The 20230-nt window shown below is 64.8% G+C and carries 20 protein-coding genes and 1 tRNA gene; 3 read left to right on the top strand and 18 right to left on the bottom strand.

What is annotated here, in order from left to right:
- Positions 1-69: 69 nt before the first annotated feature.
- From P0652_RS10970 to P0652_RS10945, 6 genes are all read right to left on the bottom strand, one after another.
- Positions 70-1668 (bottom strand): ABC transporter substrate-binding protein, encoded by a 1599-nt coding sequence (locus P0652_RS10970; RefSeq protein WP_284178850.1) that lies wholly within the window; start codon positions 1666-1668, stop codon positions 70-72.
- Between the two features lie 149 nt (positions 1669-1817).
- On the bottom strand, positions 1818-3227 hold the full coding sequence (locus P0652_RS10965; RefSeq protein ID WP_284178849.1) for an amidase: 1410 nt from the start codon (positions 3225-3227) through the stop codon (positions 1818-1820).
- 14 nt (positions 3228-3241) lie between these two features.
- Positions 3242-4471 (bottom strand): Zn-dependent hydrolase, encoded by a 1230-nt coding sequence (locus tag P0652_RS10960; protein ID WP_284178848.1) that lies wholly within the window; start codon positions 4469-4471, stop codon positions 3242-3244.
- A 108-nt stretch (positions 4472-4579) separates the two neighbouring features.
- Positions 4580-4939, bottom strand: a complete 360-nt coding sequence (locus P0652_RS10955) for a hypothetical protein (RefSeq protein WP_284178847.1) — start codon at positions 4937-4939, stop codon at positions 4580-4582.
- Between the two features lie 187 nt (positions 4940-5126).
- Complete coding sequence (locus tag P0652_RS10950; protein ID WP_284178846.1) at positions 5127-5351, bottom strand: hypothetical protein; 225 nt, start codon at positions 5349-5351, stop codon at positions 5127-5129.
- Between the two features lie 142 nt (positions 5352-5493).
- Positions 5494-5568 (bottom strand) — tRNA-Glu (locus tag P0652_RS10945).
- A gap of 163 nt (positions 5569-5731) precedes the next feature.
- Between P0652_RS10945 and P0652_RS10940 the strand changes: the two genes are divergently transcribed.
- A complete protein-coding gene (locus P0652_RS10940) occupies positions 5732-6625 on the top strand; it encodes a DMT family transporter (protein ID WP_284178845.1) in 894 nt (297 codons plus the stop codon).
- On the opposite strand, the gene recJ is transcribed toward P0652_RS10940, so the two are convergent.
- From recJ to P0652_RS10910, 6 genes are all read right to left on the bottom strand, one after another.
- Positions 6622-8400 (bottom strand): single-stranded-DNA-specific exonuclease RecJ, encoded by a 1779-nt coding sequence (gene recJ / locus P0652_RS10935; protein WP_284178844.1) that lies wholly within the window; start codon positions 8398-8400, stop codon positions 6622-6624. The two genes, P0652_RS10940 and recJ, sit on opposite strands and share 4 nt — an antisense overlap.
- Before the next feature lie 2 nt (positions 8401-8402).
- The gene (locus tag P0652_RS10930; RefSeq protein WP_284178843.1) at positions 8403-8846 is read right to left on the bottom strand and encodes a GNAT family N-acetyltransferase; all 444 of its coding nucleotides are present in this window, start codon (positions 8844-8846) and stop codon (positions 8403-8405) included.
- Positions 8847-8921: 75 nt separating this feature from the next.
- Positions 8922-9917, bottom strand: a complete 996-nt coding sequence (gene glpX, locus P0652_RS10925) for a class II fructose-bisphosphatase (protein WP_284178842.1) — start codon at positions 9915-9917, stop codon at positions 8922-8924.
- 87 nt (positions 9918-10004) lie between these two features.
- A complete protein-coding gene (locus P0652_RS10920) occupies positions 10005-11306 on the bottom strand; it encodes a homoserine dehydrogenase (RefSeq protein ID WP_284178841.1) in 1302 nt (433 codons plus the stop codon).
- 125 nt (positions 11307-11431) lie between these two features.
- Positions 11432-12427, bottom strand: coding sequence for an NAD(P)-dependent alcohol dehydrogenase (locus tag P0652_RS10915; RefSeq protein ID WP_284178840.1), 996 nt, complete (start codon positions 12425-12427; stop codon positions 11432-11434).
- A 7-nt stretch (positions 12428-12434) separates the two neighbouring features.
- A complete protein-coding gene (locus P0652_RS10910) occupies positions 12435-13514 on the bottom strand; it encodes a toxic anion resistance protein (protein ID WP_284178839.1) in 1080 nt (359 codons plus the stop codon).
- A gap of 190 nt (positions 13515-13704) precedes the next feature.
- Here P0652_RS10910 and P0652_RS10905 point away from each other — a divergent pair, with 190 nt between their 5' ends.
- Entirely contained in the window at positions 13705-14226 is a 522-nt protein-coding gene (locus P0652_RS10905; protein WP_284178838.1) for a hypothetical protein, read from the top strand.
- Positions 14227-14243: 17 nt separating this feature from the next.
- Here P0652_RS10905 and P0652_RS10900 read toward each other — a convergent pair whose 3' ends face one another.
- From P0652_RS10900 to P0652_RS10875, 6 genes are all read right to left on the bottom strand, one after another.
- Positions 14244-14588, bottom strand: coding sequence for a hypothetical protein (locus tag P0652_RS10900; protein ID WP_284178837.1), 345 nt, complete (start codon positions 14586-14588; stop codon positions 14244-14246).
- Positions 14589-14634: 46 nt separating this feature from the next.
- Positions 14635-14958, bottom strand: coding sequence for a hypothetical protein (locus P0652_RS10895; RefSeq protein WP_284178836.1), 324 nt, complete (start codon positions 14956-14958; stop codon positions 14635-14637).
- A 129-nt stretch (positions 14959-15087) separates the two neighbouring features.
- Positions 15088-15381 carry a hypothetical protein gene (locus P0652_RS10890; RefSeq protein ID WP_284178835.1) on the bottom strand — a complete coding sequence of 98 codons (294 nt, stop codon included), beginning with the start codon at positions 15379-15381 and terminating at the stop codon, positions 15088-15090.
- A gap of 86 nt (positions 15382-15467) precedes the next feature.
- Positions 15468-16688: an LL-diaminopimelate aminotransferase gene (locus P0652_RS10885; RefSeq protein WP_284178834.1), complete on the bottom strand. Its 1221-nt coding sequence runs from the start codon at positions 16686-16688 to the stop codon at positions 15468-15470.
- 167 nt (positions 16689-16855) lie between these two features.
- Positions 16856-17185, bottom strand: coding sequence for a hypothetical protein (locus P0652_RS10880; protein ID WP_284178833.1), 330 nt, complete (start codon positions 17183-17185; stop codon positions 16856-16858).
- 3 nt (positions 17186-17188) lie between these two features.
- Positions 17189-17608 carry a hypothetical protein gene (locus P0652_RS10875; RefSeq protein WP_284178832.1) on the bottom strand — a complete coding sequence of 140 codons (420 nt, stop codon included), beginning with the start codon at positions 17606-17608 and terminating at the stop codon, positions 17189-17191.
- Between the two features lie 558 nt (positions 17609-18166).
- On the opposite strand from P0652_RS10875, the gene P0652_RS10870 reads away from it, so the two are divergent.
- Entirely contained in the window at positions 18167-20146 is a 1980-nt protein-coding gene (locus tag P0652_RS10870; RefSeq protein WP_284179096.1) for a PHA/PHB synthase family protein, read from the top strand.
- The last annotated feature ends 84 nt before the right edge of the window (positions 20147-20230 follow it).

Raw genomic sequence — 20230 nt, 5'->3', positions numbered from 1 at the left:
AGAAGGAGCCGGAGCGCGGATCCCACCCTCACGGGCGAGGAGGATCCGCGCTCCCCGTACTCGGCGGCCTCAGGCCTTGGACACGCCCCAGAAGAAGGGCAGCGGGCCCTTGGTCACACCCGACACGTTCTTCCGCCAGGCCTGATAGGTCAGGAAGAAGCCGGTCGGCGCAAAGACGACATCCTCGAGCGCGGATTTGTTGAGGCGCGCGATCGCGGCCTTCTCGTCATCGATTGTGGCGGCCTGGAACCAGTTGTCGACTTCCTTCTCGACACCCGGGCTGTTCGGCCAGCCGAACCAGGCCTTGTCGCCATTGCCGCGGACAGCGGTATAGGGGGCCGGGTTGATGCAATCCGCACCGGCATGCCAGGTGTGGAACATGTTCCAGCCGCCCTGACCGGGCGGGGTCTTCTGCGCGCGGCGGGCGCCGACCGTGCCCCAGTCGGTGGCGACGAAATCGACATTCATGCCCATCTTCTTCAGAAGGTCGGCCGTGACCTCGCCCATCGCCTTGAGAACCGGAAGATCCTGCGCGACCACGCAGGTGACCGGCTGGTTGCTGTAGCCGCCTTCCTGCAGAAGCTTCTTGGCCGCATCAAGCGACCTCATCTTCAGGATCTCGCCACCGGATTCGGTGTAGAGCGGGGTGCCCGGCGTGAAGAAGCCCGGCAGCGGCTTCCAGAGGTTGTTGTCGTCGCCGACAATCGCCCGCATGTAGTCTTCCTGGTTCATCGCCGCGAGGACGGCGCGCCGGATCTTCACATTGTCGAAGGGCGGATGCAGGTGGTTCATGCGGAACGCGCCGATATTCCCGAGCGGGTCGGCGATATCGACGTTGATGTTCCGGTTGGCCTTCAGCACCGGCACGAGGTCGGAAAGCGGGTTTTCCCACCAATCCACCTCGCCGTTCTGCAAGGCGGCCGAAGCCGTGGCGGGATCGGGCATGATCACCCATTCGATCCGGTCGACCATGATGCGCTTGCCGCCCGCCAGCCAGGAGGCCTTCTCGTCGCGCGGCTTGTAATCGGCGAATTTCTCGAACACCGCCTTGGCGCCGGGTACCCATTCGTTCCGGACGAATTTCATCGGGCCTGAGCCGATATACTCGGTGATCTGCTGGAACGGATCAGTCTTGGCGATGCGCTCCGGCATGATGAAGGTGCAGGGCGAGTTGTTCTTGCCCAGCGCCAGCAGCATCTTCGGATAGGGCTTCTTCAGCGACCAGCGGAAGGTCAGGTCATCAACCGCGACCAGCTCGTTCTGGAGCGCGCGGATCATCAGGCCCATCGGGTCGCGGGCCGACCAGCGCACGAGGCTCTGCACCGCATCCTTGGCGAGGACAGGCGAACCATCGTGGAATTTCATGCCCGAGCGCAGCTTGAAGGTCCAGACAAGGCCATCCGGCGAAACGGTCTCGCTCTCGACCATCTGGCGCTTCGGCGTCAGCGTCTCGTCGACACCATAGAGCGTATCCCAGACGAGCGCCGCCGCGTTGCGGACAACATATTGCGTTCCCCAAATCGGGTCGAAATTGGCGAGGTTGGCCTGCGGCACGAAACGCAGGGTGCGCGCATTGGCGCCCTGTGAAAGCGCGGGCGCGGGAAGCCCGCCGCTGGCCGCTGCCAGCATCACGCCGCCTGCCGATTTTACGAATGTCCTGCGATCCATTGACTCACTCCCAGTGCGGTCCACCCCGCCGGCACATGGATGTGCCGGTCGTTTTCGTGGCAATGTGTCCCCGGTCGCAAACCGCGTGCCAAGCCATTGCCTTGGTATACAGTGTTCCACCGATTATCCGGGCTGGCAAGCTTCAGTGATCACAGATTGTGCAGACCCGTTCGAAGCTGGGGAAACGGGCTCGCCGCTTCGAAGGCGCGGGCGGCCCGCAGCACCGTGAGATCATCGCCAAAAGCCCCGACAATCTGCAATCCGACCGGCATCCCGCCGGAGGTCAAACCTGCGGGAACGGAGATCGCCGGCTGCTGGGTGAGATTGAACGGATAGGTGAAGGGGCTCCAGTTCGTCCAGACATCGCCATAGCGCCCGTGCCCGGGGGTGAGGCGTCCTGCCTCGAAAGCGGGCAACGGCATGGTCGGAGAGATCAGCAGGTCGAAGCGCTGGTGGAACCGCGCCATGGTCTCCGCCAACGCGTTCCGCTTGTAGAGCAATGCCTCGACATAGGTGGCGGCATCCAGCCGGGCGCCGGCCTCCGCCGAGGCGACAAGGCCCGGGTCCATCCGCGTGCGATCCGCCGGAGGAATGCCTGCCAGCGCAAGGGCGGCACCGGCATTCCACAGGGTCAGCAGCACCTCGACCGGATCGGTGAATCCGGGATCGACCTGCTCGACATGTGCGCCCAAAGACTCGAAAGTCCGCGCCGCCGCCGCGACCTGCCGGGCGACATCGGGATCGACCTCGACGCGCTGACCGAGGGCCGGGGAATAGGCGATGCGCAGCCCGCGCACGCCATCCTCCAGGCCATGGCCCCATTCCATCGGCGGCAGGGTCGCCATCATGTCGCGCGGGTCAGGCCGGGCGATCACCGCCATGGCCTGCGCCGTTTCTTCCACGGTCTGCGTCAGCGGCCCGAGATGGGCAAGCACGCCCATCACGGAGATCGGCGCCGCGGCCACGCGGCCGAAGGTGGATTTCAGGCCCACCAGCCCGGTAAAGGCGCCGGGAATGCGCACCGAGCCGGCGCCATCGGTGCCGATATGGATGCGGCCGATGCCGAGAATCGCCGCCGCCGCCGCACCGGCTGAGGAGCCGCCGGTCGTACAGGCCGGGTTCCAGGGATTGCGGGTAATCCCGGTCAGCGGAGAATCGCTTGTGCCCTTCCAGCCGAATTCGGGCATCGTCGTCTTGCCGAGGATCACCGCGCCGGCATCGCGCAGGCGGGCCGTCCCCGGGGCGTCGAGCGCCGCCGGCACAGCCGACACCACCGCCGATCCCTTGCGCGACGGCCAGCCGGCGACGTCGATATTGTCCTTGATCGTCACCGGAACGCCATCGAGGGCCGAGAGCGGCGTTCCGTCGCGCCAACGCGCCGCCGAGGCCGAGGCCATGGCGAGGGTCACATCGGGTTCGACATGGCAGAAGGCGTTGAAGGCCTGCTGATGGTGCTCGATTGCGGCAAGGCCGGCTTGCGCCACCTCCACCGGCGAAAGGCGGCGGTTGCGATAGGCTTCCGCCAAGGCCGAAGCCGTGAGTTTGCTCAGGTCAGACATTCCGGTGCTCCCTGTCACGCCATCGCGGCGTCGTAGGCGACATGCAGGAGGACATTCGCCCCGGCCACGAGATCGGCATCGGTGGAGAACTCCCTCGGGTTGTGCGAAAGCCCCCCGATCGAGGGGATGAAGATCATACTGGTCGGACACAGGCCGGCCATGATCTGGGCATCGTGGCCGGCGCCGGAGATGATCCGCCGGCAGGACAGGCCAAGCGCGCCCGCCGCCTGCTCCACCTTGCCGATCATGGCGGGGTCGAAGGGCGTTGGCGGGAAGCGGGCGAGATCGCGGATCGCCAGCGTCAGGCCGGCCTTTTCCGCTGCGCCGGCCGCGAAATGGCGGATGGCCTGCTCCGCCGCGTCCAGCAGCGCCTGATCGGGGTTGCGGAGATCCAGCGTGCAGACCACCTGTTCGGGCACGACATTGACATTGCCCGGCATCATCCGGACGAAGCCCATATTGGCGAGAAGATCAGGCACAGCCTGCGTCTGCTCATGGGCGAAAACATTGATCCGTGCCGCCAGAAGCCCGGCATCGCGGCGATACTTCATCGGCGTGGTGCCGCCATGGCGCGGCTCGCCGCCGATCGTGAATTCGAGCCAGGTAATGCCCTGCACCCCGGTGACAGCACCGATCTGCAGCGCCTCCTGTTCGAGGACAGGGCCCTGCTCGATATGCAGCTCGAAATAGGCCCGGGCAGCAAGAAAGCCCGGTATTTCCGGCCCGGCATAGCCGATCCGGCCAAGCTCCGCGCCGAGAAGAGCGCCATCGGCATCCCGCTGCCCGAGCGCCTCCGCCAGCGGCAGGCCGCCGCCCCAGACGAAGGAGCCCAGCATATCCGGCTGGAACCGGGCGCCTTCCTCGTTGGTGAAGGCGATAACCGCCATCGGGCGGCGCGGCGTGATCCCCGCCTCCCGCAAGGTGGCAAGAACCTCCAGCCCGGCGACGACGCCGAGCGCGCCGTCATATTTGCCGCCGGTCGCCACCGTATCGATATGCGAGCCGAGGATCACCGCCGGGCCGTGCTCGGCACCGGGGAGAATCCCGACAATGTTGCCGATCGCATCGACCCGCACATCGAGATCGAGGCTGCGCATCCGCGCAACCAGCCAGTCGCGGCCGGCGCGGTCTTCGTCGGTCAGGGCGAGGCGCCGGCAGCCGCCTTCCGGCGTGGCGCCGATTTCCGCGAGGGCTGCCAGCCGCGACAGCAGGCGCGGTCCGTCGATCCGCAAATTGGTCGCCATTCTCGCTCCTCTTCAAAATCGCTCACGCCGCCGGTTGCCCATTCCAGCGTTGTTTCCGCCAGCACGCCAAGGGGGCGAACCGTTCGATGCTGCACGTATCCTTGGCCCTCAGTCTGTCGTCCCCAGCACGACAATGGCAAGCAGAACCGCCAATATGAGCGGTGGAACAAGTCCGGTGAAGGCGACTACCAACAGGACAAGGATCATCGCAGGAATCGTCAACACCAGGATCATGCGCCGGAGCGCCGGCCTCCCGGCCAATGCCGCCCATGAAAAGACAACGCGGAGTGTGATGCCGACGATGCCGCTCCCGATGACAAGGAAGACACCAGCCATGACGATCAAGCCTGTCAGGTCTTCCCCGGATGCGGCCGGCGATCCGATCCGGAACCAGAGCCCTGCGGATGCTCCAAACCCGACGAACAGCGCAACCGCGCCCATGGCCAGCAGGGGCAGGCCGGCAACCACGGCTACACCTATGCGGAAACCCTTGTGATCGCAGAGGGTTCGGCATAAAAGCCGGATTGAATGCAGCGTTGACATGCTGGCTCTGCGACTCCCTGCCGAAAAACTGCACCTGCCCCGCGAAACGCCCGACAGGCACTTCGTTGCCGGGCCTCCCAAGCCCGCCGGTCCGCCCGCTGGCGTGTGGCGCTTACCTGCGCCGTCGCCAGAGTTCGACGACCCCTGCAGCAATCAGGACCACTGGGAGAAGCGCCAAAGCGGGAAGTATTCCGAACACGATGATGGCAAAGGGAATGCCCCAGTTGCCCCCGCCCTGCCAGGGCTCGGCGGTTGCCAGAATGTAGCCGGAGAGCAAAGCAACCCAGAGTGCTGCCAAAACGAGCCAGATGCGGCTTGCTTGTTTCAGCCAGCTCATCCGGCCTCCTGGAAATCCGATCCCGAGGCAACACTGGCGATAGCCGCACGCTTCTGTCAACCGGAGGCCTCTGCCGGATCAGGACAGCATGACCTCGCGCCGGAAGTCGCGCAAATGATGGCCGTTTTCGGGGAAAATCTCGTGGCGCGCCCTACGGGAATCGAACCCGTCTTTACAACGTGAAAGGCTGTCGTCCTAACCGATAGACGAAGGGCGCCCGCGAGAGCCGGTCTAATAGCGAGGATCGCGCGGTGGGGCAAGCACCCGATTGCAGATTTCGTGAAAAACCTTGCGGCCAATTCCGGCCCCCCCGGGAAACGGATCTTGCGCATGGCGTCGCTTCATGTTTTGCCCTGCCCAACCGAGAGGATTGACCCCACGTGACCCCTCCCTCCCCGCCCGACCGGACGCTTGCCGGAATCGGTTTCATGCTCGCGGCGATGTTCGCCTTCTCATTGAATGACGTCATGGGGAAATGGCTGGTCGCCACTTATGGCGTCGCGCAATTGCTGCTGATTCGCTCCTTCGCCGGGGCGCTGATGCTGGCGCCGGCCATCCACCGGACCGGCTGGCGCGTGGTCGCCTTTCCCGAACGGCCGTGGCTGCATGTGCTCAGGGCATTCTGCTCGACCGCCGAGGTCGCGTTCTTCTACTGGGCCGTGATCTACCTGCCGCTGGCCAATGCGGTGGCCTTCTATCTCGCCGGGCCGATCTTCGTGACGCTGATGGCTGTACTGTTCCTGAAGGAGCAGGTGGGATGGCGGCGCTGGACAGCTGTCGGCCTCGGCTTCATCGGCGTGCTGATCGCTGTCAACCCGACCGGCGACGGCATGGGCTGGCCGGCGCTGATCGCCCTTGCCGGGACGATCCTCTTCGCGGCGCTCAATATCCTCACCCGCAAGCTGGCAGGGACAAACGAGGTGACGCTGGTTTCCTGGCAAGTGGCGAGCGCGCTGCTGTTCGGGCTGGCCGTGGCGCCGTTCCGCTGGGTGCCGCCTACGCTATTCGACTTCCTCGCCCTGATGCTGCTGGGGATCGTGGCCAATCTCGCCCATATGGGTGTGAACCGGGCGCTGCGTTATGCGCCGGCCGCCGTTGTTGTGCCCTACCAGTATACGCTGATCGTCTGGGCCGTGCTGCTCGGCTGGCTCTTCTTCGGCGACTGGCCGGCCCTGCATGTCTTTATCGGGTCGGCGATCATTGTCGCCGCGGGCCTCTACATCTTCCTGCGCGAGCAGGTGCGCGCACGGGAAAAGGCCCGGGCGGAAGCCTAGCCCGCCGGGGCGAAATCGACCAGCCGCGCGCTGACGCGCGGCTTGCCGCCCCACATATCACGCGAGACGGAGACGGCGGCATGGATCTTCCGGCCGCGATGGGCGGCAAGCGCCTCGCCGAGCGGACGGCCGCCAGCCCGGAAGGCCATCGCCTCCAGCCTTGCGCCGCCCTGGCTCGCCAGCGTGATGCGCAAATGGCCGTTCCGCAATTCCCGCAGGTCGAGCAGGGTATGGGCCGGCAGCGCGAAGAGCGGCTCTGGGTTGCCCTGGCCGAACGGGCCGGCCCGCTGGATCTCGGTGACGAAATCCGGAGTCAGGCTCTCGGCAGTCAGCGCAGCATCCAGCCGCAGGAAATCCGCCTCGCGTGAGATCGCGACAGCGGCGGCGAGTCGCTCCTCGAGAAAGGCCGAGAAGGCGGCCAGGCCCGTTTCGTCGAGCGTGATGCCTGCCGCCATGGCATGGCCCCCGCCCTTGCGCGCAAGCCCGGATTCCACGGCAAGGCGCACGGCGGCGCCGAGATCAACCCCGGAAATCGACCGGCCGGAGCCCGTCAGCAGCCCCGGATCACCCGGCGCGAAGGCGAAAGCCGGGCGCTGGAAACGCTCCTTCAGCCGGCCGGCCACGATGCCGACAATGCCGGGATGCCAACGTCCGCCCGCCACGACCAGCACCGCCCTGCCCTCGCCTTCGAGGCCGGCAAGGCGGATCGCCTCGTCCTCGGCTTCGGCGAGCATCGCTTCCTCGACCGCCTGCCGTTCGCGGTTGAGATGGTCGAGCTGCGTGGCGATCCGGGCCGCCTCGTCGCGATCCTCGCTCATCAGCAGCCGTGCGCCGAGGGCGGAATCGCCGATCCGGCCGCCGGCATTGATGCGCGGCCCCAGCAGATAGCCGAGATGCCAGGCCTCGGGCTCTGCATCGAGCCGGGAGACATCCGCCAGGGCGACAAGGCCCGGGCGCTCGCGGGCGCGCATGATCTTCAGCCCCTGCGCCACATAGGCGCGGTTGAGGCCGGTCAGCGGCACGACATCGGCCACCGTGGCGAGGGCGACGAGATCGAGCTGGCTCATCAGTTCCGGCAGGGCATGGCGGGAACCGCGCAGCTGCCGGTTCAGGCCGACCAGAACGAGGAAAACCACGCCCGCCGCGCAGAGATGGCCTAGGCCGGAGAGATCATCCAGCCGGTTCGGATTGACCAGCGCTTCAACGTCCGGAAGGACTTCCGGCGCCTGGTGGTGGTCAAGGACCAGCACATCCATGCCGATCGACCGGGCCTCGGCCAGCGGGGCATGGCCGGATGTGCCGCAATCGACGCAGACCAGCAGCGTGGCGCCGCGCCCGCGCAGCTGGCGGATCGCCTCGGCATTCGGGCCATAGCCCTCGGTCAGCCGGTCCGGGATATGGATCAGCGGATCCAGCCCGGCATGGCGGAGCGCATGGCCGAGAAGGGCCGCCGAGCAGGCGCCGTCGACATCGTAATCCCCGAAGATCGCGACGCGTTCGCCGGTCTCGATGGCGCGGGCCAGGCGGAACACGGCCTTGTCGAGATCAAGGACGGTCGAGGGGTCGGGCAGCCAGTCGCGCAGGCGCGGCTCCAGCCGGCGTGCGGCATCTTCCAGCGTAGCACCGCGCCCCGCCAGCAGGCGGGCGAGGATGGACGGCACATCGAGCTGCCGGCTGATCATCTCCGACTCGCGCGCGGCGGCCTCGTCCAGCCGGTCGGCCCAGCGGCGACCGAGGACCGAGCGCGAGACCCCGAGATAGGCGGCCTTGTCCATGCTCAGAAATTGTGGCGGTAGACGATGAAGCCCGAGCGCTCCGCCACCTTGTTGTAGAGCACCTGCGCCACGGCGTTGGTTTCATGCGTCTGCCAGTAGACGCGGTAACAATCCATCGCCTTCGCCTCCCGGTAGACATGCTCGATCAGCGCACGCGCCACACCCTTGCCGCGCGCCGCTTCCACCGTGAACAGGTCCTGCAGGTAGCAGTTCCACTGCACGCTCCAGGTGGTGCGATGGATGACGCATTGCACGATGCCGAGCAGGGATTCGTCCTCGAAGGCGCCCCAGACATGCATCGGCTCGGCCGGGTCCATCAGGCGGCGCCAGGTGGTTTCCGTGACTTCCGCCGGCAGGCTGGCCTTGTAAAAGGTAAGATAGCCCTGCCAGAGCGGCTCCCAGCGGGCACGGTCGGCAGGCAGGAGGGGACGGATTTCGAGCGACATCAGCGCTTTCCTTTCAGCATACCCCTCCGGCCGGACGATGCGCGAAGCAAGGCTCGCTGTCCAGCAACCGGTGGATCAATCCAGGTGGAACTTGTCCAGCTGGCGATGCTCGCCCGCGATGCGGCGCACGGTGCCGGTGAGCGAGCGATAGACGATGGTTTCGGTCTCGATGATGTTGCCCGAGAACTTCACGCCCTTGAGCAAGGCGCCATCGGTGACGCCAGTAGCCGCGACGACGACATCGCCGGAAGCCAGCTCGTTGAGTTCGTATTTCTTCTTGGGATCCTTGATGCCCATCGTGGCGGCGCGGGCCACCTTTTCCGGGGTATCGAGGATCAGCCGGCCCTGCATCTGGCCGCCGACGCAGCGGAGCGCGCCGGCCGCGAGCACGCCTTCCGGCGCGCCGCCGATGCCGAGATAGATGTCGATGCCGGTCTTCGCGGTTTCGGCGCACTGGATGACGCCGACCACATCGCCGTCGGTGATGAGGCGGATCGAGCAGCCAATCGCGCGCAGCCGGGCGATCAGCTCGGCATGGCGCGGCCGGTCCATGACCAGGGCGGTAATCTCGCCCGTCGGGACGCCCTTGGCCTTGGCGAGCGCCATGATGTTGTCCTCCGGCGAGGCGTCAAGATCGACGATGCCCTTGGGATAGCCCGGGCCAATGGCGATCTTGTCCATATACACATCCGGCGCGTAGAGCAGGGTGCCGGCCTGGGCCATCGCCATCACGGCGATCGAGCCCGGCATGTCCTTGGCGCAGAGCGTGGTGCCTTCCAGCGGATCGACCGCGATATCGACCTTCGGGCCCTTGGTCGTGCCGACCTTCTCGCCGATGAAGAGCATCGGCGCCTCGTCACGCTCGCCCTCGCCGATGACGATGGTGCCATCGATCGGCAGGCGGTTCAGCTCGCGCCGCATCGCATCGACTGCCGCCTGGTCCGCCGCTTTCTCGTTACCGCGCCCGCGCAGCTTGGCCGAAGCCACCGCGGCCCGCTCCGTCACACGGACGAGTTCCATCGTGAGGATGCGTTCGATGATTTTGTCTTCGGAAACGACGAGATCGACCATGGGTTAGCCTTGCGGTTCTTGTTTGTGATTGCATGACAACAGATTGCGCGGCTTCTAGCAGGACCGCGCGCCTTCGTCACGCTTTCGCTAGCGCTCGATGCGGATGACCTGGGGCGGGCCATCGAGCACGCCGTCCTCGGCGATGGCCGCCACGGCGTTGCGGATCAGCAGTTCGGTGGTGGCATAGGTGATCAGGATCACCGGCACGGAGCCATTGGCGTTGCGCCGGGCATCGCGCCCCTTCTGCAGGATGGATTCGAGGCTGATGCCGCGCTCGGCCATGCGGGTCGCGATGATCGCCGCAGCGCCCGGCCGATCCATGACCTGAAGGCGGATGTAATAGCCGCCCTCATGGCGCTGCATCGGTGCGCGGACCGGCTTGTCCAGTTCGTTCGAGGGCCGGCCGAACGTGGCGACCCTGTTGCCACGGGCGAGATCGACGATATCGCCCACCACGGCCGAAGCCGTCGCGCCGCCGCCGGCACCGGGGCCGACCAGCGTGATCGTGCCGACGGGATCGGCATCGATGGAGACGGCATTGGTGACACCCATCACGCCGGCAAGCTGGCTCGACCGCGAGACCATGGTCGGGTGGACACGCTGTTCGATGCCGGCCGCCGTACGCTCGGCCACGCCGAGCAGCTTGATGCGGAAGCCGAGCTCCTCGGCCATTTCGAGATCGAGCGGGGTCACGCCGGAAATGCCCTCGACATAGACGGCATCGCCATCGACCTCGGTGCCGAAGGCCAGGGATGTCAGAAGGGCCAGCTTGTGGGCCGTGTCATAGCCCTCGATATCGAAGGTCGGATCCGCCTCGGCATAGCCGAGTTCCTGCGCGGCCTTCAGGCATTGCTGGAAATCCAGCCCCTCGGCCTCCATCCGGCTGAGGATGTAGTTGCAGGTGCCGTTGAGGATGCCCGAGACCCGGCGCATCGTGTTGCCGACAAGCGCCTCGCGCAGCGCCTTGATCACCGGGATGCCCCCGGCCGCCGCTGCCTCGAAGGCGATGGTGGCGCCATGGCTCTCCGCCGTCAGGGCGAGGGATTGGCCATGCGCCGCAAGCAAGGCCTTGTTCGCCGTCACGACGGGCTTGCCCGCCGCCAGCGCAGCCTCGACCAGGGCTTTGGCCTGCCCGTCAGAGCCGCCCATCAGTTCGACGACAAGATCGACCTCCGGATCCTGCGCCAAGGCAACCGGATCATCATGCCAGCGATAACCGGAGAGATCGACGCCGCGATCACGGCCCTTTGTGCGGGCGGAAACGGCGACGATCCGGATCGGCCGGCCGGCACGGACAGACAGTTCATTGTGGGCTGAAGTGAGGATCCGGATCGTCGCGGCGCCGACCGTCCCGAGCCCGGCAATGCCGATCCTGAGTGCGTCTGCCATGGCCTGCTCCTTCGCCGTCGATTCCGGTTAATCCGGGTTGGCTTCTAGAACAGGTTCGGGAGGCACGGAACCCGCATTCTTGCATAGGGCCGGGCTTGTGGCGGTTTCCTGTGCGCAGGAGCGCGTTATCCCATCGAAATGACGATGCTGCCGGTCTTGTGGCCCCCGTCGATCAGGGCATGGGCCTCGCCGATCCGCTCCAGCGGGAAGCGGGCGCCGATGGCCGGGCGAAGCCTGCCGGTTTCGGCACGCGCCATCACGCGGGCCAACCCCTCGGCATTGTCCGGCACCATGCCGCCAATGACCGAACGGCCGGACCGCGCATTGAGCCAGGGCATGGCCATGAAATCCCAGAGCGAGGCTGTGAGCGCAACGAGCCGACCGCCTGGGCGGGCGAGCCGCACGCTTTGCGCGGCCGGCATCGCCCCGACCGTGTCGATCACGAGATCGAAAGCCCCGTGATAGGCATCCGGCCAGCCCGGCGCGCGATAGTCGATCACACTCTCGGCGCCCTGAGACTGGACCCAGTTCGCCTTTCCGGCGCTGCAGCAGGCACTGACCTTTGCGCCAGCTTCGCGTGCGAGTTGCATCGCAGCGACGCCCACAGCTCCGCCAGCACCGATCACGAGCACTGTCTCGCCGGGTGTAACCGGCGCCTTGTCCTCAAGGAAATGCCGCGCTGTCATGCCGCCGAAAATCACGGCAGCCGCTTCCTCGAAGCCGAGAGCCGCCGGCTTGGCGGCGATGGCCTTGCGCTCGCCGATCACACGGAATTCGGCATGGCATCCTTGCGCGGCACCGGTGCTGGCGACCACCTTGTCGCCGGGGCGGAACAGGCTGGTTCCGGGCCCGACCGCTTCGACGATCCCCGCGAGGGCCGTACCGAGGATTGGCTGGCGGGGCCGGCCGAAGCCGAAGGCCAGCCGCGCCATCGGCCCGAAGCCCGGCGGCATGTCCAGCGCGCGGACGCGCCGGTCGGCAGAATCCAGCGTGCTGGCGAGAATGCGCACCAGCACCTCGCCGTCACCCGGAACCGGTTTCGGGACCTCCGCGACACGAACGACCGAAGCATCGCCGAACCGCTCGCACAGGGCGGCGCGCATCATCGGAAGATCACTCATTTTCTGCTCAGATACTCGGCCGGGCGCTGAGCTGCTTCTTCAGTTCCTGCGTCATCTCGCCGAGCTTGCGCTCGACCTCCACGCGCTTGCGGCGGCCCTCATCCTGCACTTTCAGCACGCCGGTGATCGTGTCGATCAGGTCGCGGTTGGTCTTTTCCAGCGTCTCGATATCAATGATGCCGCGCTGCGACTGCCGCTCGATCTCGATCGCCTGCGTCTTCATCATTTCCGAGGCCTGTTTCAGCATCTCGTTGGTCGCATCGGTGACCGTCTTCTGCATTTCGAGCGCCGAGTTCTGGCGCGACAGGCCGAGCAGGAGGATCATCTTCTGCTTCCAGACCGGGATGGTGAGCTGCGTCGTCGCCTGCAGGTTCTCGATCAGCGTCTCGTCACCCGCCTGCACGATGCGGATCTGCGGCAATTGCTGGAAGCCGATCTGGCGCGCCTGCTGGAGATACATCACGCGCTTTTCCAGCCGGTCCAGAGCTTGCAGCGCATCCTGATAGACCTGAGCAGCCATCAACCCCTCGGTTGTGTTCGCCTTGGCATCCGCCTCGGCCTTCAGCTCGGCAAGGCGGCCCGCCTTGAATTCCTCGCCATAGGTCTTGCCGGCCTCGATATAGACGTCGAGCTCGGCAATGGCGGTCTTCGTCTGCTCGTGCAGCTCGTCGAGCATGGCGATGTCACTGCGGAGCGTCTCCTTGTGGCGGTCGAGCTCGATCGTCACGCGGTCGACCTGCCCCGCCACATCCTCGAACCGCTCCTTGAAGCGGCGCACGCGCGCTTCCATGCTGGTGAAGAGCCGCTGGAACCAGTTGAGCTTGCCGATGGCCGCCGGATCGAGCCCGCGGGCCTTGGCGAGAATGTCGGAGAGCAATTCGCCGGTCTTGCCCATCTCCTTGTTGCGGGTTTCCGCCAGGATCCGGTCGGCGAAATCGGAGACCTGCCGCTGGGCGGCATCGCCATAGGTGACGATCTGGGAGCGATCCTCGATATCGAGCTCCTTGCGGGCCCTGTCGACGGCAGCCTTGTCAAGCTGGATCGAGGGCAGATGGGCCTGGGCCCGGAGCTGGTCGGTTTCGGACATGGATCGCTTCCTCTTCTGCCCGCCAGCGCCATCGGGCGCGGCAGGTCGCGCGTAAGGTAGGGATGCGACAGATCGATGTCAGGAGGTGGCGTAAGATTTCGTTGCAGCGGTGCCCGTCGAAAGGTGCGCAATCGCACATTGGCAGCGCGGCCTGTCCGGTATGGAAAGGAGCATTGCAGGGGATGTGCACATGAAGTTGAACGCGTCTGTCCGGGTTGCCCTCGGCCTTGGTGCCGCCCTGCTCTGCACGCCCGTGCCGGCTTGGTCGAACCCTGCCGCCTGCGATGCCATCCAGAACGGTTTCAACGCGGTGGCCAGCGTGCCCGGCTACCGCCAGGTGGTTGAACTCGGCCGGACCGGCGAGCGGATGGAGGGTGTCGTGATCGGCGAGACCGTCTATATGCGCGTCAATGACCGATGGACCCGGATGCGCCTCAAGGCCGGCGGCCGGAAGGGCATGCTCAACCAGATCCTGTCCATGTCGTCGATCACGGATTGCCGCGAAGTGCGGGCGGAAGCCCTGCCCTCGGGCATGCGGGCCAAGATCTATGAATTCATGATGACCCCGCCGCGTGGGCTGCCCGGTGCATCGGACAAACCGATCCGCACGCTTGTCTGGATCGGGGTAGAGGATGGCCTGGTCTACCGGCAGGTGAGCGACGAGACCTCGCTCACCCTGTCCTACGACAAGGTGGTGCCGCCGATCCCGTGAGGGGCCGGCTTTTCACCTCACGGTTCGCGCAGGAAAAAGCCCCACTTTTCGGAAAAATCGAGAACCTTGCCGGCGAAATGCCGCGCATCGGGCTCTGTCGTGAAGAAGATGACCTCGAGCCCGCACAGCATCTGGATATGCCGCTCAATCTCCGGGCGCATGCTTTTCAAATAAAACGAAATCATCGGCATTTGCTGCTTTCTCCCGTTGTTGTAATGCACATAAGCCCACGCCACGGAGACGATGTCTGGCTCTTCGGAGGGGAATTCCTTGATCCACGCCTGACGAAGTTTTTCGATCTCAGGGATAGTTCTTCGAGAGAATGTGAAATTTATCGGTGGGCATTTATCGTAGGACGGCATAGCAATTGGTAATCATTTTCCAAATAACAACGCATTTTTAATTTTCTCATCGATAGATTATCTGACCTTCTTCCATTTCAAACTCGCCGCCCGATGCCCATTCCTTCGCTGGTGGTATACACACAATAAATCCAAACTGGTGATCCGGGCATCGAAAAGGAAACCGCGGCAGTTTTTCGTGCTTGATCCATCCCAATCCATATTTTGCGGGAAAATTTTGGATCAATTGACCCGTCTTGTTATCCTTGACAGTTCCGCCCAAACTCCAGGCCACGAGAGGAAAGGCATCGACGCCTAGTCGGACACCCACGACATCATCTGTCATTTCCTTTGCAATGACTGCTCTTAATTTTGCCCAAAAACGAAACATTTTCAATAATCCTTAGTATTTAATATATCCGTCGGGACAGTTATTGCCTTCATAAATTACACTGAAATGATAATTGAATGCCTTATCATAGAAGGTACAGATGGACTGGTCGGCTTCGCTCAGATAATTTCAGCCAGTAAGCACGCCGCTGAACTGAACGCGGCCCGCAGTAAGATAACCTCCCCCGCCGCCACTCGTCCATTGCCCGCCATCGCTGTTGCCGGCGGGGACGCGCGGCTGGCTTGGGCTGTATTTCCGGCGGAGGGCCGCATATTCGGCTTTCAGCGCGAACAGCCGCAGGTGGAGATCGGCGAGAATACGGCCACGGCTGAGTTCTTCAGCCGCCAGCCTCTCGCGCTGGGCGATCTTGAAGGCGGGCTCGAAGCGGAGATCGAACGGGGGCTGACGGCGGAAAGGGATCATGGCAGCGCCTCCTTGATGCGCCGCCATGATATAGATTTAAATTCCTATAAAAGGAACATAATCCGCTTCTGTTTTCCCCGTTCCCGTCACACCGCGCGTTTGATGCCGATCACGTTGTGCAGGGTCGAATCAGCGCTGTCGAAGAACTTCTTGAGGTTACGCGCGGCCTGCCGGATGCGCTGCTCGTTCTCGACAATGGCGAGGCGCACGAATTCATCGCCATGCTCGCCGAAGCCGAGGCCGGGCGCGACGGCGACTTCCGCCTTCTCGACCAGCAGCTTGGCGAACTCGACCGAACCGAGATGCCGGAACTTTTCCGGAATCTGCACCCAGGCGAACATCGTCGCCTCCGGCACCGGGATGTCCCAGCCGGCCTTGCCGAAGCTCTCGACAAGGGCATCGCGCCGCTTGCGATAGACATCGCGCATTTCGCGGATGCACTCATCCGGGCCGTTGAGCGCCGCCGTTGCGGCAACCTGGATCGGCGTGTAGGCGCCGTAATCGAGGTAGGATTTCACCCGTGCCAGCGCGGCGATGAGCCGCTCGTTGCCCACGGCGAAGCCCATGCGCCAGCCGGCCATGGAGAACGTTTTCGACATGGAGGTGAACTCGACCGTGCAATCCATCGCGCCCGGCACCTGCAGCACGGAAGGCGGCGGGCTGGCTTCGTCGAAATAGACCTCGGCATAGGCAAGGTCGGAGAGCAGGATGATCTCGTGCTTCTTCGCGAAGGCGACGAGATCGCGGTAGAAGTCGAGCCCGGCGACAAAGGCTGTCGGGTTCGAGGGATAGCAGACCACAAGCGCGATCGGCTTGGGCACCGAATGCATGATCGCCCGCTCGAGCGCGGGGAACATGGCCGGGGTCGGCTCTGCCGGGACCGAGCGGATGACGCCGCCGGCCATCAGGAAGCCGAAAGCGTGGATCGGATAGGAAGGGTTCGGCACGAGAACCACATCGCCCGGGCCGGTAATCGCCTGGGCCATGTTGGCGAAGCCTTCCTTCGATCCGAGCGTCGCGACAACCTGGGTGTCCGGGTTGAGCTTCACGCCGAAGCGGCGCTCGTAATAGGCTGCCTGCGCGCGGCGGAGACCGCCGATGCCCTTGGAGGCGGAATAGCGGTCGGTGCGCGGCTTGCCGGCCGTCTCGACCAGCTTCTCGATTACATGCCGGGGAGCCGGCAGATCGGGGTTCCCCATCCCCAGATCGACGATATCGGCCCCGTTAGCTCGCGCCTGCGCCTTGATCTTGTTGACCTGTTCGAAAACATAAGGCGGCAATCGGCGGATGCGGTGGAACTCGTTCATCTCTCTGGCTTTCGTTGTCTCTTCTCAAAGGGGTGGCCTGCCAGCCGGCAGGCCGGCTCAACCGGCGGGGAACCGGCAGCATGCCGATGACGCAGCATGACGCCGAAGTCTAGCATGAAATGGCGATTCGGGATGCCGGATCGCCAATTTGCCTGCCGGAATGCCCCTTACCGGCCCTTCGGACAGGCAAAGGGAAAAAAGGTGCTGGCCATGCCGGCATTCATGCCCCGGATCACCAGCGCGTTGGCCAGCCGCAGTTCCTCCGGGCTTTTCGGGCAGACATCCCGTTCGCCCTGACAGCCCGTGGCGAGGAACGCCTCATGCCGGGCGAGAAATTCGGTGCCGAGCCCGGTCCGCCCGAAGCGCTGCAGCGCTTCTGTCGTGGCTTTCGCATAACGCTCGCACTTCACACGCGGCCAATCCTCCTGACCAGGCTGCTGCGCGAACGCAATCTGCGGCAGGACGGCGAGAGCCGCGACCGGCAGGCGAAAGCGCATGGCTCACTCTGCCTGTGCCGGCGGAGCCGTGCGGAGGCGCGGCGGCACGCGGCCATCATAGGGCGAAGGCGGCTTCGGGCGGTTCGCGAAGGCCCGGCTCCGCTGGCGCTGGGCGTCGAGTTCCTTCTCTATCGATTGCAGTTCCGTCGCCGAACGCTGCACACCGGTCCGCTGCGGCGTTACACCCACGGGGATGTAATCCTGCTGGGCGGGGCGCGCTTCCCGGACAAAGGCGGCCGGCTCGCCAACCGTCGTGGTAACGCGGAGCCGGTTCGTCAGCGCATTCTCCACCGGCTTCTCCCCTGTCTCCGGAGCAGCCGGAGCAGCCGCGACCGGGGCCGGCGGCGTCCCGTCAGTGGCGCAGGCGGCCAGCAGCCCCGCAAGGGCCGGAACCAGCAGGATCATGCGCGAGGATCGGGGCATGGCGAAATTCCTCATCGGGCCGGCCGGGATGCTGCCAGGAGTGTCGAACCATCAGACCGCATCACCTTTAGTGTTTGCTTAAACCCGCGAACAAGGCACAATTCAGGCCCGCTCCGTCTTGTCCCTGCCCCGCCGGGACTGCTTCGACAAATTCCGCACTGGCCAAGATTGCGGGGCGCGTTAGAACAAGGATAAGCCCGGCATCTGACCGGGCATACGGAGGAAACCATGGACGCCGCCGGAAGCAAGTCGGGACGCCGGAAGCCGGGCCGGGCCGTCGTGCCCGAGGCACGGCGTCCGCAGGACAGCGCCACTTCCGCCAAGTCCGGCAAACCGGCGGCGAAGCGCGCGGCAATCCCCACCGCCGGCAAGGACAAGTCCGCCGGAAGCGGAAAGGCGCCCGGCAAAGGCAAGGCGGTTGAGAAGGGCAAGGCTGTCGCAAGAGACACAGGAGCCGGCACGATCAAGGCGGCGGAGAAGGCTCGGTCGGCCGACAAGAGCAAGAGTGCGCCGGCTTCAAACGCGCCTTCGAAACCGACAGGGGCCGTGCCTCCGGTGATGACCAAGGGTCGCGCGGGGGTGATCGAAGTCAGCGTGGCAGCGCCGCCCGCCAAGCCTGCTCCCGCCAAAACTGCTCCCGCCAAGACTGCCGCCAAAGGCACCATTCCTCCCCCGGCGAAGCCTGCGGCAGCATCCGAGAGACCCGCACCGGCGCCCGAAAGGCCGGCCGCCGCCAACCAGAACGCTGCGACGCCCGAGCCCGCCCTGCCGGCGCTTGACGTGGAGAAGCTGACGCAAGTCTCGACCGAGATCCTGACCGAAAGCGGCAAGGCCGGCGCGGCCATTCTGAAGGCGCTCGAAACCGGCGAGACGGCCAGTCTTGTTCCGGATGAAGGGGCGGAGATCGCCAAGACGCTGGGCGCTGTCGCGCAATACTGGCTGCAGGACCCGAAGAGGCTGGTCGAGGCGCAGAAGAACATCTCGCTCGACCTGATCACCTTGTGGAACGCCACATTGCATCATGTCAGCGGCGACAAGCCGGAACCCGTGGCGCCGATGCCGGCGCGGGATGCGCGCTTCGCCGATCCTGACTGGAACGAGCATCCTTATTTCAATTTCCTGAAACAGGCCTATTTCCTCGGCTCGAACTGGGTTCAGGGGCTTGTCGACAAAGCCGAGACGCTGGACGACCACACCAAGCTGAAGGCCGCCTTCTATGTCCGCCAGCTGGCCAGCGCGCTTTCACCCTCCAACTTCGTGATGACCAACCCGGAGCTGCTCCGCACCACGATCCAGGAGCAGGGCGAGAACATTGCGCGTGGCATGAAGATGCTCGCCGAGGATATCGATGCCGGCAAGGGCGAGTTGCGCATCCGCCAGACCGATGGCAGCGCCTTCGAAGTGGGCAAGAACCTCGCGACCACGCCGGGCAAGGTGGTCTTCCGGAACGAGCTGTTCGAGCTGATCCAGTATACGCCGACAACGGAAACCGTCTTCAAGACGCCGCTGCTGATCGTGCCGCCCTGGATCAACAAGTTCTACATTCTCGATCTCAACCCCGAAAAGAGTTTCATCCGCTGGGCTGTCAGCCAGGGGCTGACCGTTTTCATCATCTCGTGGATCAATCCGGATGCCCGCCACCGGACCTATGATTTCGAAGCCTATATGAAGAAGGGCGTTCTCGAGGCGATCCGCCAGATCGAGGAAGCCACAGGCGAGAAGTCGGTCGACACGATCGGCTATTGTGTCGGCGGCACGCTCCTCGCCGTGACTTTGGCCTATATCGCGCAGGGCAAGCGGCCGGAACGGATCCGCAGTGCGACCTTCTTCACCACGCAGGTCGATTTCACCCATGCCGGGGAACTGCTGGCCTTCGTGGACGAGCAACAGATCGCGGCCGTCGAGGAGATCATGGGCAAGTTCGGCTATCTGCCGGGCGAGAAGATGGCCGGTGCCTTCAACATGCTGCGGCCGAATGACCTGATCTGGTCATATATGGTCAACAACTATCTCAAGGGGAAGCAGCCGCCGGCCTTCGACCTGCTGTTCTGGAACTCCGATTCCACACGCATGGCCGAGGCCAATCACAGCTACTACCTGCGCAATTGCTATCTCCACAATCGCCTTGCCAAGGGCGAGATGGTGATCGGCGGGCGCAAGCTTGACCTGAAGAAGGTGACGATTCCGATCTACAATCTCGCCGCGAAGGAAGACCATATCGCTCCGGCGAAATCGGTCTTTGTCGGTTCGGCTCTGTTCGGCGGCCCGGTCACCTATGTCATGGCCGGGAGCGGCCATATTGCCGGCGTGATCAACCCCGCCTCCAAGCCGAAATACCAGTACTGGACCGGCGGCCCCGTGCGCGGCACGTTCGAGCAATGGGTCAACCAGGCGACCGAACATCCCGGCACCTGGTGGCCGAACTGGCTGGACTGGGTGACGAAGGGCGGCAAGCGGGTTGCCGCGCGGACGCCCGGGGATGGCAAGCTGAAGCCACTGGCTGATGCACCGGGCACCTATGTGCGGATCAAGTCCTGAGGCCGCAGACCCATTCTCCCGCCGCTGTTGACTGAGCACCGAGGTCCGACTTGCATAAGGCCCGCCTCGGTACGGCCTGCCCTT

It is taken from the genome of Rhabdaerophilum sp. SD176 (assembly GCF_030143245.1).
Taxonomy (GTDB): domain Bacteria; phylum Pseudomonadota; class Alphaproteobacteria; order Rhizobiales; family Beijerinckiaceae; genus Rhabdaerophilum.
The sequence above is the reverse complement of the archived record's forward strand: the minus strand, read 5'-3'. Positions and strand labels throughout refer to the sequence as shown.